Source organism: Kordiimonas sp. (assembly GCF_965216265.1).
Lineage (GTDB): Bacteria > Pseudomonadota > Alphaproteobacteria > Sphingomonadales > Kordiimonadaceae > Kordiimonas.
The window spans coordinates 3,780,107-3,794,884 of the sequence record NZ_OZ244153.1; the positions used below are offsets into that span (position 1 = coordinate 3,780,107).

The following is a 14,778-nucleotide window of genomic DNA, read 5'->3' on the forward strand; positions in this document are numbered from 1 at the left end:
CAAAATAACTCTGGCACCGCATAGGCAGAGGCAAGACGAATTCATGCAGGATATGTGACATGGGCAAAGAGATTTACGAAGGTCTTGGCCAGTTGGGCGCCAAGGTTGATGCACCACAAACCCCGGAAGAGGCGGTGCTGGAATATGTTCCTAACCCGCGATCTAAGGCAGACTATCTGGTGCGCTTCACATGCCCGGAATTTACATCGTTATGTCCTGTTACCGGCCAGCCTGACTTTGCGCATCTGGTGCTCGATTATGTGCCGGGTGAAACGCTTGTTGAAAGCAAGAGCCTGAAACTGTTCCTGCAAAGCTTCCGAAACCATGCAGCTTTTCACGAGGACTGCACGGTTGGTATTGCGGAACGACTGGTTGAGGAAATGAAGCCAAAATGGCTGAGGTTCGGCGGCTACTGGTATCCGCGAGGCGGTATCCCGATCGACGTGTTCTACCAGACCGGCGAAGCACCAAAAGGCGTGTGGATACCCGATCAGGCTGTGCCAAGCTATCGCGGTCGTGGTTAGCAGGAGCCTCTTATGCACCTTTGTTATCTGGCTTGTCAAGCCACCTTGCCGGGCTCGAGCACCCGCCGTGTTGACGCTTATGAACACGACCAGATGGTGGAAAATTTGTCTGCGGCCTTTGAAGCGCGCGGGGGCAGGGTAACGGCGGTATCGTGGGATGACGCGGCTGCGGATTGGGCTCAATTTGACGCTGTCATGATTGGCACCACCTGGGACTATTACGACCGCCTGGATGAGTTTCTCGCGGTGCTTTTGAAAATAGAAGCAAAAACAAGGCTTTACAACAGCCGTGCGCTGGTTGAGTGGAATTGCCACAAGCGCTACCTCAAAGATCTGGCGAAACGAGGTGTGCCAACAATACCCACCCTATGGGCAGATAAAGCGACACCAGAGGTGATTGCCTCTGCATTTGAGCAGTTTGGCTGCGATACGCTGGTGGCAAAACGTCAGGTTGGCGCCGGAGGAGATGGCCAGCACAGGATCAAGCGCGGGGAGGCGGTGCCTGACATGCCGTATCCCATGAAAATTCAGCCCTTCATGAGCAACATCCTCAAAGAGGGTGAGATCAGTTTTATCTTCATCGGCGGGCAATATGTGTTTGCGCTGCTTAAAACAGCAGTGGAGGGTGAATACCGTATCCAGAGCTGCTATGGCGGCAAGGAACAGGTGGTCACTCCATCCTCCGACGATATTGCGGCAGCATCCGCAGCGCTATCAGCACTCGATGAGGTGCCGCTGTATGCACGTGTTGATATGCTGCGCGGTGAAGACGGTGGCTTGATGCTTATGGAACTGGAGCTTATCGAGCCCTTCTTATACCCGGTACAGGGCCCTGAACTCGGCGCCAAGGTATTTGAAGCACTGCAAAACCTTCCTTACAGATCGTCGAGAGTATAGAAATCTTCGTCCGTTAGGATGATTTTGACAGTAGGCGAGGTTGCAAACTGGCGGGCTTCTTCAAGCGTATTGGCGGTCAAGATATATATGTCGGTATTGGTGAGTTGGTTAGATAGGTCTTGATCGAACTGAGCAGGGACAAATGAAGCTCCCGTAATACCGTTCGTTCCAAGCAGATATTTAAGCTTCAAGGCCTGATATTGCCTGACCAGCCATGAACTGCCGGGGGCGAATGTTGTCAATAATGTGGTATGGATACCGAAGCGTTTGAACGGAGCCAGATGCGATGCGCTGCTCGATTCCACCATAACCAGCGGGCGTTTGGTATAGCGTGTGGCCATCCGCGCAATCAGATGGGCGGCGCCAGCGGAATCCGCATATCCCAGATCAGCCAGGTTTATGAAGTTCAGCCAGTAATGTGTTTTTTCGCCAAAAGCCACAAACACATCCTTTAAGCGTAACGGCGGCTCTTGGTGCGAAGACTCGCTATCCGTAACCAGAAAATGCTTTGTTGCCGGATCGTAAAAGATATCAACTTCTATCCCAGGTGCTCCCCGGTCTACGGCATCCTGAAAGGCTTCTAGCGTGTTTTCAGCGTGTTTTTTTGCATATCCCCTGTGGGCCCATATTTTTTGAGCAGCATCATCGTAGAAATGGTGCTCCGCGATTTCCAGGCGGTCATAACGACTGTTAATGAGATAAATGCCAGCAAGGGCGGCAAGAGCGCATATGGCAACATATCGTACAGGACGAGGGAGCTTTTTGAGGGCAGGAAGAAAAGATGTCATTTTATAGTTCTTATGCTGTTTCGCTATCTGGCGGGACCATATCAGGGAACGTTGTGGGGTCAAACAATAGTATTGTCAGGGCCGTGATGTCTTGGAAAGGGGCTATCCAGGCCCTATCTATTAATAATCATAAGACTTTTCCGGAGGGACGAATGCAAGACGACCCAACACCAGATGAAGGAGCGGCGAAAGGTCGCACAGGCAGAAGCGTCAAATATATTGGTGCTGGCCTTGCCATAGGCGTCGGGGTTGGTGCCGCACTTGGCAATATAGCGCTTGGCATAGCGCTGGGTATTGTGTTTGGGGTAGCGCTAAGCCGCACCAAAGACTAGGCCTGTCTAATAAAGGGGTAGCTCAGGGAATCCCGATAAACTTATGGGTTTGCACGCTTAAGCGCCATTTTGGGTGCGCCTTGCAGTAGTTGACTGCAGCAACGGTGTTTTCTGCCTGCGTGGGGCTGTCCATGGGTTGCAGATAAAAATTCTCAAAGTTCAGGTGTTCAAACTGTGATGGGTCACCGCCGTCTTGCGGGTAAACCAGCTTTAGCTCCTGACCTCGTTTTACGATCATTTCGGAGCCAATTTTGGGGCTGATACACAGCCAGTCGATACCTAAAGGCGGCTCGATAGTGCCATTGCTTTCAACCGCAATCTCGAAACCCGCGTCATGAAACGCTTTGATCGCGGCGTCATCAAGCTGCAGCAGCGGTTCCCCACCTGTGCAGACAATAAATGGTACACCGCCAGCATTTTCGGGCCACAGCGCACTTACGGCTGCTGCGAGGTCGTCCGCTGTCTTGAACTTGCCGCCACCTTCGCCATTTGTGCCCACGAAGTCGGTATCGCAGAATTTGCAAATGGCGCCCGCCCGGTCCCGCTCCAGCCCACTCCACAGGTTGCAACCAGCAAAGCGGCAAAACACAGCGGGGCGACCGGCGTTCGCGCCTTCTCCCTGCAGCGTGTAGAACATTTCCTTGATCGTATAGACCATGATGCTTTTAATCCTGATACCGGGTCGGGTCGCTAAGCCCGGTCCCGCTCCAGCCCACTCCACAGGTTGCAACCAGCAAAGCGGCAAAACACAGCGGGGCGACCGGCGTTCGCGCCTTCTCCCTGCAGCGTGTAGAACATTTCCTTGATCGTATAGACCATGATGCTTTTAATCCTGATACCGGGTCGGGTCGCTAAGCCCGGCCTCGGCAAAGCCTTTACGACGAAGCTGGCAACTGTCGCAGTGCCCGCAGGCTTTGCCTTGAGCGTCAGGGTCATAACAACTGATGGTCATGGAGTAATCAACACCCAGGCGCGTGCCGACCGTCACGATCTCGGCTTTTGTCATATCAATCAGCGGTGTCTGGATGCGGATTTTCTCGTCTTCCGTTACCCCGGCTTTTGTCGCTAGGTTGGCCATTGTCTCATAGGAGGCGATATAGTCTGGCCTGCAATCGGGGTAGCCTGAATAATCCAGCGCATTCACACCAATGAAGATGTCTTTCGCACCAATCACTTCAGCGTAAGCGAGGGCGAACGACAGGAAAATCGTATTGCGGGCAGGCACATAGGTGATCGGGATATCATGGCTCATATCGTCGTCCGAACGGTCTTTCGGTACGTCGATATCTGCAGTCAAGGCACTGCCGCCAAAAAGGCGCAGGTCCAGTTCTGCGATTTTATGCTCTGTTACCCCGAGGTGTTCCACCACCCGGTCTGCGGCTTCAAGCTCCACACTGTGGCGCTGGCCATACCGGAAGGAAATCGCGTGCACATCAAACCCCTGGTCGCGGGCGATCGCGATCACTGTCGCGCTATCAAGCCCGCCGGAGAGGAGCACCACTGCTTTTTTCTGCGTCGTCATAGTCTACTCTTATAAAACAAAACTGCCGGGCGCCCTATAGCACCCGGCAGTCGGATTGATAAGAAAAAACCTGTGAAAGCGATGTGCCTCGCTTAATCTACCGGTTTAGCGCAGAAGGTTTCTTCATCCAGTTCGCCTTCCCATTTGGCTACTGCAGTGCTGACGGCCAAGTCACCGGTCACATTCACGACGGTACGAACCATATCCAGCGGGCGGTCAAACGGGAACACAAAGCCAACGATGATAAAGGTTTGCGCGTCATCTATGCCCAGAACACTCATCACGGTAGCCAGCAGGAACAACGATGCCGAAGGTACAGCGGCGGTTCCGATGGATACCAGCGTAGCTGACAAGGCCACCAGCAGATATTCCGCAATGCCCATGTCCACGCCAAGCGCTTGGGCCGCAAACACGGCAAGAATACCGACATAAATGGCGGAACCATCCATATTGATCGTGGCACCAAGGGGCAGCACAGAACTTGCCACAGACTTTTTAACCCCAAGGTTTTCTTCAGCAACTGTCATGGTAACGGGCAAGGTTCCCGAGCTCGACGAGGTTGAAAATGCAACAAGTTGCGCACTGGTAATATCACGGAAGAAGCGGCCTACAGGTAGCCTGAGCAGAAATTTAATGATTCCGCCATGGGTTACGATCACATGTATCAGGCATGCTGACAGGAAGGTTGCGACCAAGGGGAATACGTCCAGCAACAACCCAATCCCGCCTTGGCCAACCATGCCTGAAATAAGGGAGAATACGCCAAAAGGTGCTACCTCCATGACAAGGTGGGTGATTTTCAGCATGATCTCCGAGCCGGAATCGAAAATGTCAGCGACAGGTTTGCCTTTTTCCTGAACCAGCAGCACACCGGTACCAAGGAGCAGAGCGAAAAAGATGATCGCCAGCATATTGCCTTCAACCAGCGCGCCAATCGGGTTGAGTGGGATGATGGTCAACAGGCGGTCCTTGAGGGACTGAGCCTCGGCAAGGCCTTTCGCTTCCGCGCCCGCGAGGTCAACCCCGACACCGGGCTGTATAATCGCCGCGAGGGTAAGGCCAATGGTGATGGCGATCAAGGTAGTGCCAATATAAAGCGAGAGCGTCTTGATACCTAGTGAGCCCAGGCGTTTCGGATCGCCCATGGCAATAACGCCGGACACTAGCGTGATGAAAACGAGAGGAACCACAATCATGCGGATCAGGCGAAGGAAAATATCGCCGATCCAGTCAATCGACTGCGCGGCATCTGGCAGCAGGGCGCCAAAGGCAATGCCCAGCACCAGCATGCCCATGATGCGTTTCCAAAGTGTGATTTTAAACCAGGCGGAAAACATGGCTCTTTCTCCCCAGAACAGCCCAAATTATTTTCGCCTAGGCTTAAGGTATTCTCGCCACATGGCAAGGAAGAATTATAGATTCCGCAAAAAGTGAGGACTTGTGAGCGTAGCTTGCCCGCATAATCTCTTGCTTGCGCTTATATGAAACTGCGCTAGCTTAGGGGCAGAAAATTTATACGCACCCACAGGTGCATGGGGGACCAGATGTATCATCGTAATCTATTGAAAAGTATGGCTTTTAGCGTCGCACTCTTCGTCGCCTGTCTGGGCGTTTCGGCTGATGATGAAGAGACCGATGACCTGCCGATCCCTGAGCCGGTGCGGGTTGAAAGCCAGCACAAGGGCACCTTTGGCGGCCGGCGCATAGACTATCAGGTTGTTGTTTCCAACATGCTGCTCAAAAATGAAGCGGGTGATGTTTACGCGAGCGCTGTCACAACAGCCTATACCGCAGACAAAGGCCAAAACCGGCCGGTGACGTTTGTATTTAACGGCGGGCCCGGGTCGTCATCTGTTTGGCTGCATATGGGGCTGGTAGGACCAAAACGGGTGGTGGTGCCAAGTGACGCCGGGGATGCGGGCCACGCGCCGTACCGGCTGGAAGCCAACCCGGAAGCGCTTCTTGATATCTCAGACATCGTGATGATCGACCCGATAGGCACCGGTTACAGCCGTTTGGCGGGAAAGGGCAAGCCTGAGGATGTTTACGGCCTTGCGGAAGATGCCCGCACGGTTGCGCACATCATTCGGGAATGGACGCGGAAAAACAACCGCTGGAACACCCCCATCTATATTATGGGCGAAAGCTATGGCACCACGCGGGCGGCTGCGATACTGCCCTATCTTGAGGACGGGCCAGAGCCACTGCGCGTGAACGGATTAATCCTTATTTCCCAGGCACTTGATTACACCGGCAGTACGCCAACGCATGATAACCTGGTGAGCTATGTCACCTTCCTGCCGACGATGGCTGCAACAGCATGGTACCACGGCAAGGTGGATAAAAGCCGCGACCTTAAGGAGTATCTTGAGGAAGTGCGAGCTTTCACCTTGGATGAATATCTGCCTGCGCTCTTCAGGGGCTCAAGCCTTCCAAGCGAGGAATTTGACCGTATTGCCACCAAGCTGGCGGGCTATATTGGCCTTGATGTTGCCTATGTAAAGCGCGCAAACCTGCGGGTTTTGGGCGGCCGTTTCATCAAGGAACTGTTGCGCGACAAGGGCTTGGTAACCGGCCGGCTTGATAGCCGCTACTTGATTGACGAGATCGACGATACCGCCGATGGCCCACGCTTTGACGCCGCCGACGCCTCGTTTTCCGGGGCTTATTCAGCCGCGCTGCATCATTACCTGCGGAATGAGCTCGGCGTCGACTGGGATGAGCCATATTATATCTCTGGCCCTGAAGTTGGCCGGGAGTGGGAATGGGTGCGTGACCCACAAGGATATTATGAGCCGGAATATGTGAACACGGCCCCTGATCTTGCGCAAAGCATGAGGTTTAACAAGAGCTTAAAGGTCATGGTTGCCTCAGGCTACTATGACATGGTCACCCCGTTTTTTGATGCTGAATATACCTTCTGGCGGCACGGGATCGACATGAGCCGGGTTACCATGACCTATTATGAAGCCGGGCATATGATGTATGTGAACCACCCGTCGCTTACAGCGGTGGCGGAAGACATCCGGGAGTTCATCACCGCAAAATAGGTGAAAATTTCGCCTAATTTCTGGAGGTTTGTTCACTGTTCTTTCAGAAATTTGTGATAGGGTGTGGCTAAAGTGAGGCTAAAAGTGTGGCGCGGCTGTGGCGGCGCCAGACGAGGTTAAATCGGGCAAGGAAGGGGCTGGAGTGCAGCATTTCCAACGGAAAACCTGGAAAGACATCCTCGTACGGGGTGTGGCGGCTGCCATCGCCTCAAGTGTGGCGGCAGGGCATGCGCTGGCGTGTGTCAGCACCACTGAGCTGAAGGCCGACCAGATACGCTTCCTTGATATGCAGCTCCGTGTTGCCGCCCTGCAGTGCCGCAATCGCGGAACTGGCTTCCCGGGCCTCTATAACGCCTTTGTGTTAACGCACCGCAGCAAGATACAGGACAGCCGCGCACCGGTTGAAAGTTACCTCACCCGGCTTTCCATCGGCTCGATGGATCATTACACCACCAGACAAGCCAATCTGATCTCGTTTGAGAGCACGCAGGTGCATGATTTCTGTCATTCTGCCATGCTTGCTGCGACCTTTGCCATCGAGCTTCACAACCCGCTTGACGGCATGGACCTGTTGCCCGTTGCCTATAAGGCTCCAAAGGTGACCTGCGCAGACGCGGATACCGCTCTTATCAGAAGCCGCAGCGGCCCGGCGCATCTGCGCTAATCTCTCCCAGTCACTTTTGTCCCAACAGTAGCCGCTCTCATTAGCAACAAAAAAGGCCAGCACCCGTGGGTACTGGCCTCTCTGATTTCAGGTTTTGCGCTGATTAACGGCGCAGAACAATCTCTGCACGACGGTTTTGCGGTTCACGCACACCATCTTCTGTGGACACCAGCGGCGAGCTCTCGCCCTTCGCGTCGGTGATGATGCTGCTTGCCGCAACACCTTCCGCCATCAATGCGGCTTTCACAGCGTCGGCACGGCGTTTCGCAAGGCGTGCGTTATATTCTTCCGAACCGGCACGGTCGGTGTGACCAGTGGCGAGAAGACGGACAGCCTTGTGTTCCTTGAAGGCTTTGGCCGCTTCACGGATGATGCGGGCTGCATCCGGCGTAATGTCGGATTTGTCAAAGTCGAAGAACACCATGAACGGGCCGGGCAGGGCCACTGGTTTTGGCTCTGGCTTCGGCGCGGGCTGTTCAACAACCTCTGGCGTTGCAACAGGCTCTGGCTGAGCAGCAGGTTTTGGTGCAGGCGCTGGCATTGGCTCAGGCTCGCGCCGTGGCTCATCCGCGCCAAACTTCCAGCTCAGGCGGGCAAAAAGCTCGTTATTACGAACTTTATAACCGGTGGAGCCGTCAGATGTGTTTATGGAATTATCAAGCGCACGGAAGTGCCGCGCGCCGATGCCAAGCTCAAGCCCACCAGGCAGGGATTTGATCACCTGCGCCATGACCTGACCAGCGGTTGACCAGCTGCTGTCATTGATGATGACCTTGGAGCCAGTGCGGTAATTGTTGACATCGATATTCGCGACACCAAGACCGGCACCGGTGTAAAAGCCCCACTCTTCAGTACCGGCAAGGCGGTACCAGACGTTGCCCATCAGCGCTGTGGAGTTGATCTTGCCGGAAGCGCCGCGCTCACCCAGTGGGAGCGATGTTGCACCACCGTTTGCGACATCAATGCCTTCATAACGGTTTTTGCGCACGGCCATTTCGCCTTCAATGCGCCAGCGGCCCATGGCTTTACCGAAATAAAGGCCGCCCATGCCGCCCATTTTTTTCTCGTCTTCAAGGCTCAGCCCGGTCAACGTCCGGTTCAGTTCGCTGTCAGTTGAAGAACTAATGCCGGCCTCGAAGCCGCCATACAGGTGATCGTCAGCCATCGCCACTGTAGATGCGGTGCTGAGAAGAATTGGGAGGAGTATCTTTCGCATAATTTCACCCTACGGAATATTGAGGTCTGGCTATACCATCGGCACAGAATTGTGCCACTAAGAACAATTATTGATCAAATAGCTGGGAATTAAGGCGGAAACAAGAATTTTAACCACGAATTACGGCAATTTGTGGCCAGCCTGCCGCACAGGTGTTGCATATGTATCGCAATGAAAATACAGCAAAAATTTGAGCAAAACCTCGCCCGGGGCAACGGCATCAGGTTTGGTCAAAGCGCGCGCGATGCACAATTGCCATAACATTCCTGCACAGCGGCCATGAAGGCGGGCAGCATCGTGCCATCAATGCTTGCTGCATGCAGGGTGGCTTCAAGGTTTTGCGCGTCTCCGCCGTTCAGCATGTCGCGGATCTCCAGCAGTGCACGCCCTGTTGAAAGCGCAATGGCACTTTCCGTAAACACCGCGGCACCGCGCCGCACCATAGCGAGCATAAGCGTTGGCGTCAGCTTGCGGGTAACTTTAAGCTCAATGGCCTTGGCGTGAATGCGGTTGGGGCTTGCACCATCAAGCTGGTAACAGAGCGCCTCAGAGAGCGCATCTGCATAGGCGTTCTCAAGCGCCTGTGCGCGTTCAGCCCGTGATTTCAAATTCGGGTCAAGGATGAAGTGCTGGCTTGAGAGGTGTTCCATGGTGGTGCTCCAACTATACTCTTTCGGGCATTTTGCCCATTACACAGGCAGTGTTCACTGCCATCCACACGATGCTGTCGTTCGCCTTGTTCCTCTCATCCACAGCCCACCGGGCGTGCTTCAGGCCCTCTCCGGCAAGGCGATACGAAAGCGCTTCCATAATAGCTTGTTCGCGTTTTGCGCGAAGCTATAAAGAATTTAGGCGAGTTGTATGGAGTTGCACCATTAGCCGATCAGACTAGAAGACGTGGATTGGGGGGCGGTGTGTTTGACCACGGAACTATATATGGCTGACGAAAAGAAAAAGGGCCTAGCTGGTTGTCAGCTAAGCCCTTCGTCAAATTGGCTCCCCAGGGCGGATTCGAACCACCGGCCAAGCGGTTAACAGCCGCTTGCTCTACCACTGAGCTACTGGGGATCAGCGTAGATGTCCGCAGGGCGTCTCGCGCCGCGAATGGGGCCTTTATACTGAAAATTTTTCGCCTGCCAAGTCCTAATTTCATTTTTCTGAAATGTGAGCGAGGAATCCGACGAGTGACAGGGTTTTTAAGGCTTCGTCCCTTTTGATCCATCCTGCGGGCAGGGTGGCTTAGCTGTAAAAATCCTTCAAAAGCTCATAGTCGCTTGCGTAGACGTCTCTGAGCTTCTTTTTGTGTTTTTCACTCAGGTCATCAAGGCTCATTTTCGGGCCGCCGGTTTGCTTGTGCGGCATTTCAAGCTTGAGTCCGGTATGGTCGCTCAGGAACGCGGCGGCGTCATCAAGGGCCTCGATCGGGAATACCTTGTCAAAGCGGCTGAGATCATCACCAAGGAATTTACTGATGGGGGCTGTATGCCGCTCTATCGCACGGGCGTCGGCCTGATAGTCCTCAAGATGGTCGATAAATTCTTCAAGGCTCGGGTTCGGCTTTTGCGTGAGCGTGAGTGTGCCTTTTTTTATGCGCCAGGGTGCCAGGTCACCGTGAAAAATTACCCGGTTCGAGTAGGCGGAGAGAAAACGCTTCAGCGGGTCGCGCACCACCACAAAGCTGGTGTGCGGTGAGAAACGCTTGAACGCGCTTTTGTCAAAGGGCTCGGCCGGGTTCATCACGTCATGGATGTTGAGCTTGCGCCCCTTTGCATTCACCGGATGATCGAACCACTTGCCGTGATTAAGGAAATACATCAGATGCTTGACCGACGTACAGGCAACCTTGGGCACCGGGTAATAAACCAGGCGGTGTTTTTGCGAGACGATAGGCAAGGCAGGTCCTTCTGTTCTTATAACTACTGTTGTGCGCGCAGGCGCGTTTGGCCTTGGCTATAATATATTCACGGGCGCAGGGCTAGGGGGCATATGGCGGGGCATTGGTTGATGTACCTCTTGTGCCCGGGCGCATAGCTGTGTGAAGCTCGCGCTGGTGATGTCATTCATGGGGGACAGGTGATGCTACAGAATTTATGCCGGGTTTTGGGATTTGGCCGGGTTTTGGCGGCGGTGATAATGTCAGGCGTGTTTTTTGTGCCCGTAAGCGCCGCAGAGTATGAAATGCCGGACGCGGCAGCCCTTGAGACGCTGCATGGTGATTTCGAAGATGCGCTGGATGAGCATAATATCCCCGGCGGTTTGATCGCGGTTTACCGGAACGGGGAAATCCTGCACATCCAGCCTTTTGGCTTCGCGAATGTTGAGCTTGACGTACCGGTGACAGAAGACAGCGTGTTTGAGATCGGTTCCATCAGCAAGCAGTTCACGACCGCCGCGGTGATGATGCTGGCGGAAGAAGGCATGCTGGCGCTTGATGACCCGATCAGCAAGTATCTGAACGGTCTGCCTGGCGAATGGACGCCAGTGACGATAAAGCAGTTGATGCTGCACCAGTCTGGCATCCCCGATTATGAAGAGATTCGCAGCTACGATGTGTACCGTTTTCGCCTGACACCGGAGGAAGTGATAAAAATCGCGCATTCCCGCCCGATGGACTTTGAGCCGGGCACGGGCTTCTATTACAGCAACACGGGCTATTATCTGCTCAGCATGATTGTGGAGCAGATAGAGAAAAAATCCCTGCGCGATGTGCTGGCGGCGCGGATTTTTGGCCCACTTGAGATGACCCAGACACGGTTTGCGGACCCGGCGGCGATTATCAAACACCGGGTTGAGGGTTACTGGGAAAACAAGGCGGGTGAGCTGATCAATCGCAACCCGACCGAATATTCATCCACGCTGGGCGCGGGTGGTTTGCTGACCTCGGCGGCTGATATGGCCAAGTGGGACGCTGCGCTCAATGATGACAAGCTGTTGTCTGAAAAGTGGAAGGCGGAGATGTGGACGTCCGGCAAGCTCCCCGACGGCAGCGACACCTTTTATGGTTACGGTTGGGATGTTGAGCCTTATGGGGAAAACCGTAAAGCCCGGAGCCACAGCGGGCAGGTTGGCGGCTTCAGCGCCTTTTATGCACGGTTTCCTGATGATGGCATATCGTTCATGATGTTTATCAACCGCTATCAGGCGCGCGGCATATGGGATGCAACCCGCAGCGCGATAGATACGTTCCTCCATATCGAAAAGGCCGAGTAAAGAATGCAGTGTCGGGACTTTTGGGGCCAAAGGACTTCTTTGGCCTGAAAAGTCGATATGCCGTTTCTATTATGCGGTGAGTGACCTTTCCTTTGCCGTCTCGTTGGTAGAGCATGCTTCGTTGCTGGGAGGCATGGCAGGACATGATCAACGTTCCAACGGAGGGGTAATTTATATGCGAAAAGTTACAGTCAGTGCTTTATTCGCCATGATGATGGGGGGCAGCATCCAGCCCGCGCACGCAGCGGCATATACCGAATATTGTGCAGGAGTGGTTTTTAGGGAAACGCCGTTTGCGGATATCAGGTGTGCCCGCCCGCTCAGCTCTGAGGCAGTTGGCGAGACCAAGCATTTTGAGCTGGATTATGATGCGGACGGAAGGCTTATAGAGGTGCGCCACAGCCAGACCGGGGAGTTGAGGGCGTTTTCCGACCGATTTGTAAGGGCACCTCGTGTTACGATTCAATATGAAAACGGCCAGGAAATTCGTCGGTTTCATAATGAATGGGGGCATCGCAGCCTTGTGTCTGGTGATGTGTATGAAACGCGGTTTGGCCTAGATGTAAAAGGCCAGCGCACAGCGCTCGTTTTCTATGGTCTGGATGGCAAGCCGCTGGATAATGATTTTGGTATAGCACGGTATGAGTGGGATGTCCGCGAAGACGGTGAGGTGATCGAGCGGCGCTATAACACTGCTGGCGAGCTTGTGCGGAACCGGCCGGGGTTTGGCTATATGGTGACCCGATTTGCCTATGACGCAAAAGGCCTGCTAACGCGTATGTATAACTTGGGCGAAAGCGGGGAGGAACTGACCCCTGACGAGGCTGGAATCGCTATGACCCAGATCACTTATAACAGGCACGGGCAGTTCTCTGGTTGGCTTAACCTGGATATGCAAGGCAAGGCAAGAAGGGGCATGAGCGATATTGCCGAGATCGTTTATGAACCCTCAAAGTATAGTAGCGAGCAGGTGGCTATCTTTAACGATGCGGACGGGTCCCCGCAGACCACCGGGTGGGGCGCACATAAGGTAGTGTATGAGTTCGACCAATACGGCAACGCCACTGCCCGTTTCCTCTATGGGGTGGATGGGACGCCGGTAAATACCAATACCGGGATAGGCCAGATCAAGAGCACATGGTCTGAGGGTGGGGCATATCTGTTGAAAGACCGGTACTTTGACAAAGACGGTAGCCCTGTTGCCAGCAGCTATTCAGGTGTGCACGCGATTGTCACCAGCTTGGGCAGCAATGGCCGACCGCAGGCAATCACTTTTCAGGGTCTGGACGGCAACCCAACTGTTCACAAAGGTGATGGACATGCGTCCGAGCAACTGGAATTTGACGGGCAGGGACGTCTGATATCCCGCCGGTTCGTGGATACAAGTGGATCACTTGTTGATCACGGCACTTGGGGAATCGCCAAATTTGAGTATGAGTATTCAGAAGGCAGCAGCCTTGTTTCGGTGCGCAGTTACACGGCTGCGGGCGAAGAAAAACTCGCGGCATGGAACCCGGCCCATTAACCCAGAATAGGCGAGTGCCCTTTTTCAGAACTTGCGGGCCTGCACGATATAGGCGGGGATGGTCTCGTCGCCTACCGTTTTGCAGGCCTCAAGCCGGTTGACACCCTCAATGAGCACAAAGCGGCCCTTGCCCTCGCGAACACGCACGGGCTTGCGCATCACACCCTCCATCATCTCGCTGACGATGGTATCGATCTCGCTTTGTTTGATCTCCTTGCGGCGATCAGTGGGCACGTAGATTTCATCAATTTTAACGGGAACAGTTTTGAGCATGATTTATCCTCTCATGCTCGCAGCCTATGCTGCCGCATGCCCGGCGTAAAGCTGATCTTTATAGCACAGGAAACCTTTTTATTCACAGTGGCTGAGCACCACCTGCACAAGGTCAGGGTTGAACTGCAGCGGGCAACGTTCTTCAAGGAATATTTTGAGCTCTTCCTTGTTGAAGGCGGTGCGATATGTGCGCTTGGAAGTGAGGGCCGAAGCCACATCGGCAATGCCCAATAGCTGCCCGCCAACAGAGATTTCATCACCTTTCAGGCCAAAGGGGTAGCCAGAGCCATCCAGCCTTTCATGGTGTTCCGCCACATAGCGCACAACTTTCGAGTTGAAACCAATCGAGTTGAGCAGATCGACGCCGATCATAACATGGTCCTGAATCAGGCGAAACTCTGATGGTGTGAGCGCACCCGGCTTGATGAGGATGTCATTGGGAATACCTTGCTTGCCAAGGTCATGCAGGGACCCCGCCAAGGTTATGTTTTCGAGATCGCGACCACTGAAGCCCATATCCCGTGCAGCTTTGGTGACAATGCTTGCAACTTCGTTGCAATGTCCTGTTGTATACTGGTCACTTAACCCCATGAGCGAGAGCGTGTAATCGGTTATGAGATGCTCTACAGCCGGGTTGGTGATTTCCCTACCCATTTGCTTGTTCACGTATGTGCTTCCCCATTAGCATATGGTCGTATCGACAGATCACGGCTGGATTTTACAGAAAAACCATGACCCGTATAAAGGGTATTTTCGCAACGAGTACTTAATGAATTA

Annotated in this window: 17 protein-coding genes, 1 tRNA gene and 1 pseudogene; 7 read left to right on the forward strand and 12 right to left on the reverse strand. The window is 53.9% G+C overall.

What is annotated here, in order from left to right; genetic code table 11:
• The first annotated feature begins 59 nt into the window (after positions 1–59).
• Positions 60–524, forward strand: coding sequence for a preQ(1) synthase (gene queF, locus ACOOGA_RS17485; protein WP_417461971.1), 465 nt, complete (start codon positions 60–62; stop codon positions 522–524).
• Between the two features lie 12 nt (positions 525–536).
• A complete protein-coding gene (locus ACOOGA_RS17490) occupies positions 537–1,421 on the forward strand; it encodes an ATP-grasp domain-containing protein (RefSeq protein WP_417461970.1) in 885 nt (294 codons plus the stop codon).
• Here ACOOGA_RS17490 and ACOOGA_RS17495 read toward each other — a convergent pair.
• The gene (locus ACOOGA_RS17495) at positions 1,400–2,209 is read right to left on the reverse strand and encodes a glycerophosphodiester phosphodiesterase family protein (RefSeq protein WP_417461969.1); all 810 of its coding nucleotides are present in this window, start codon (positions 2,207–2,209) and stop codon (positions 1,400–1,402) included. The two genes, ACOOGA_RS17490 and ACOOGA_RS17495, sit on opposite strands and share 22 nt — an antisense overlap.
• Before the next feature lie 152 nt (positions 2,210–2,361).
• Here ACOOGA_RS17495 and ACOOGA_RS17500 point away from each other — a divergent pair, with 152 nt between their 5' ends.
• The gene (locus tag ACOOGA_RS17500; RefSeq protein ID WP_417461968.1) at positions 2,362–2,541 is read left to right on the forward strand and encodes a hypothetical protein; all 180 of its coding nucleotides are present in this window, start codon (positions 2,362–2,364) and stop codon (positions 2,539–2,541) included.
• Between the two features lie 22 nt (positions 2,542–2,563).
• Here the strand turns inward: ACOOGA_RS17500 and queE are convergent, their stop codons facing one another.
• From queE to ACOOGA_RS17520, 4 genes and pseudogenes are all read right to left on the reverse strand, one after another.
• Positions 2,564–3,199, reverse strand: a complete 636-nt coding sequence (gene queE / locus ACOOGA_RS17505; protein ID WP_417461967.1) for a 7-carboxy-7-deazaguanine synthase — start codon at positions 3,197–3,199, stop codon at positions 2,564–2,566.
• A gap of 51 nt (positions 3,200–3,250) precedes the next feature.
• A pseudogene (locus tag ACOOGA_RS17510) lies at positions 3,251–3,360 on the reverse strand (7-carboxy-7-deazaguanine synthase); the annotation flags it as partial.
• Positions 3,361–3,367: 7 nt separating this feature from the next.
• Complete coding sequence (gene queC / locus ACOOGA_RS17515) at positions 3,368–4,063, reverse strand: 7-cyano-7-deazaguanine synthase QueC (protein WP_417461966.1); 696 nt, start codon at positions 4,061–4,063, stop codon at positions 3,368–3,370.
• A gap of 92 nt (positions 4,064–4,155) precedes the next feature.
• Positions 4,156–5,400 carry a dicarboxylate/amino acid:cation symporter gene (locus tag ACOOGA_RS17520; protein ID WP_417461965.1) on the reverse strand — a complete coding sequence of 415 codons (1,245 nt, stop codon included), beginning with the start codon at positions 5,398–5,400 and terminating at the stop codon, positions 4,156–4,158.
• Between the two features lie 234 nt (positions 5,401–5,634).
• On the opposite strand from ACOOGA_RS17520, the gene ACOOGA_RS17525 reads away from it, so the two are divergent.
• Positions 5,635–7,113: a S10 family peptidase gene (locus tag ACOOGA_RS17525; protein ID WP_420429126.1), complete on the forward strand. Its 1,479-nt coding sequence runs from the start codon at positions 5,635–5,637 to the stop codon at positions 7,111–7,113.
• A gap of 97 nt (positions 7,114–7,210) precedes the next feature.
• Complete coding sequence (locus tag ACOOGA_RS17530) at positions 7,211–7,777, forward strand: hypothetical protein (RefSeq protein WP_420429128.1); 567 nt, start codon at positions 7,211–7,213, stop codon at positions 7,775–7,777.
• Between the two features lie 103 nt (positions 7,778–7,880).
• Here ACOOGA_RS17530 and ACOOGA_RS17535 read toward each other — a convergent pair whose 3' ends face one another.
• The 5 genes from ACOOGA_RS17535 to ACOOGA_RS17555 form a co-directional block, all read right to left on the reverse strand.
• Complete coding sequence (locus ACOOGA_RS17535; RefSeq protein WP_417461962.1) at positions 7,881–8,993, reverse strand: OmpA family protein; 1,113 nt, start codon at positions 8,991–8,993, stop codon at positions 7,881–7,883.
• 230 nt (positions 8,994–9,223) lie between these two features.
• Positions 9,224–9,643 carry a DUF2336 domain-containing protein gene (locus ACOOGA_RS17540; protein WP_417461961.1) on the reverse strand — a complete coding sequence of 140 codons (420 nt, stop codon included), beginning with the start codon at positions 9,641–9,643 and terminating at the stop codon, positions 9,224–9,226.
• Positions 9,644–9,656: 13 nt separating this feature from the next.
• Positions 9,657–9,803 carry a hypothetical protein gene (locus tag ACOOGA_RS17545; RefSeq protein ID WP_420429130.1) on the reverse strand — a complete coding sequence of 49 codons (147 nt, stop codon included), beginning with the start codon at positions 9,801–9,803 and terminating at the stop codon, positions 9,657–9,659.
• Positions 9,804–9,986: 183 nt separating this feature from the next.
• Positions 9,987–10,061 (reverse strand) — tRNA-Asn (locus ACOOGA_RS17550).
• Positions 10,062–10,232: 171 nt separating this feature from the next.
• Positions 10,233–10,844, reverse strand: a complete 612-nt coding sequence (locus ACOOGA_RS17555; RefSeq protein ID WP_420429132.1) for a sulfotransferase family 2 domain-containing protein — start codon at positions 10,842–10,844, stop codon at positions 10,233–10,235.
• A 225-nt stretch (positions 10,845–11,069) separates the two neighbouring features.
• On the opposite strand from ACOOGA_RS17555, the gene ACOOGA_RS17560 reads away from it, so the two are divergent.
• The gene (locus ACOOGA_RS17560; protein ID WP_417461959.1) at positions 11,070–12,203 is read left to right on the forward strand and encodes a serine hydrolase domain-containing protein; all 1,134 of its coding nucleotides are present in this window, start codon (positions 11,070–11,072) and stop codon (positions 12,201–12,203) included.
• Positions 12,204–12,378: 175 nt separating this feature from the next.
• The gene (locus ACOOGA_RS17565) at positions 12,379–13,728 is read left to right on the forward strand and encodes a hypothetical protein (protein ID WP_417461958.1); all 1,350 of its coding nucleotides are present in this window, start codon (positions 12,379–12,381) and stop codon (positions 13,726–13,728) included.
• Between the two features lie 24 nt (positions 13,729–13,752).
• On the opposite strand, the gene ACOOGA_RS17570 is transcribed toward ACOOGA_RS17565, so the two are convergent.
• Together ACOOGA_RS17570 and ACOOGA_RS17575 are read right to left on the reverse strand one after the other, a co-directional pair.
• On the reverse strand, positions 13,753–14,001 hold the full coding sequence (locus tag ACOOGA_RS17570) for a ParB N-terminal domain-containing protein (protein WP_417461957.1): 249 nt from the start codon (positions 13,999–14,001) through the stop codon (positions 13,753–13,755).
• Positions 14,002–14,079: 78 nt separating this feature from the next.
• Entirely contained in the window at positions 14,080–14,667 is a 588-nt protein-coding gene (locus ACOOGA_RS17575) for an HD-GYP domain-containing protein (protein WP_417461956.1), read from the reverse strand.
• Positions 14,668–14,778 lie beyond the last annotated feature (111 nt).

Coding starts and splice junctions, on each gene's coding strand:
- queF (WP_417461971.1), top strand. CDS start 60: ATGGGCAAAGAGATTTACGAAGGTCTTGGCCAGTTGGGCGCCAAGGTT.
- ACOOGA_RS17490 (WP_417461970.1), top strand. CDS start 537: ATGCACCTTTGTTATCTGGCTTGTCAAGCCACCTTGCCGGGCTCGAGC.
- ACOOGA_RS17495 (WP_417461969.1), bottom strand. CDS start 2,209: ATGACATCTTTTCTTCCTGCCCTCAAAAAGCTCCCTCGTCCTGTACGA.
- ACOOGA_RS17500 (WP_417461968.1), top strand. CDS start 2,362: ATGCAAGACGACCCAACACCAGATGAAGGAGCGGCGAAAGGTCGCACA.
- queE (WP_417461967.1), bottom strand. CDS start 3,199: ATGGTCTATACGATCAAGGAAATGTTCTACACGCTGCAGGGAGAAGGC.
- queC (WP_417461966.1), bottom strand. CDS start 4,063: ATGACGACGCAGAAAAAAGCAGTGGTGCTCCTCTCCGGCGGGCTTGAT.
- ACOOGA_RS17520 (WP_417461965.1), bottom strand. CDS start 5,400: ATGTTTTCCGCCTGGTTTAAAATCACACTTTGGAAACGCATCATGGGC.
- ACOOGA_RS17525 (WP_420429126.1), top strand. CDS start 5,635: ATGGCTTTTAGCGTCGCACTCTTCGTCGCCTGTCTGGGCGTTTCGGCT.
- ACOOGA_RS17535 (WP_417461962.1), bottom strand. CDS start 8,993: ATGCGAAAGATACTCCTCCCAATTCTTCTCAGCACCGCATCTACAGTG.
- ACOOGA_RS17540 (WP_417461961.1), bottom strand. CDS start 9,643: ATGGAACACCTCTCAAGCCAGCACTTCATCCTTGACCCGAATTTGAAA.
- ACOOGA_RS17545 (WP_420429130.1), bottom strand. CDS start 9,803: ATGGAAGCGCTTTCGTATCGCCTTGCCGGAGAGGGCCTGAAGCACGCC.
- ACOOGA_RS17560 (WP_417461959.1), top strand. CDS start 11,070: ATGCTACAGAATTTATGCCGGGTTTTGGGATTTGGCCGGGTTTTGGCG.
- ACOOGA_RS17565 (WP_417461958.1), top strand. CDS start 12,379: ATGCGAAAAGTTACAGTCAGTGCTTTATTCGCCATGATGATGGGGGGC.
- ACOOGA_RS17570 (WP_417461957.1), bottom strand. CDS start 14,001: ATGCTCAAAACTGTTCCCGTTAAAATTGATGAAATCTACGTGCCCACT.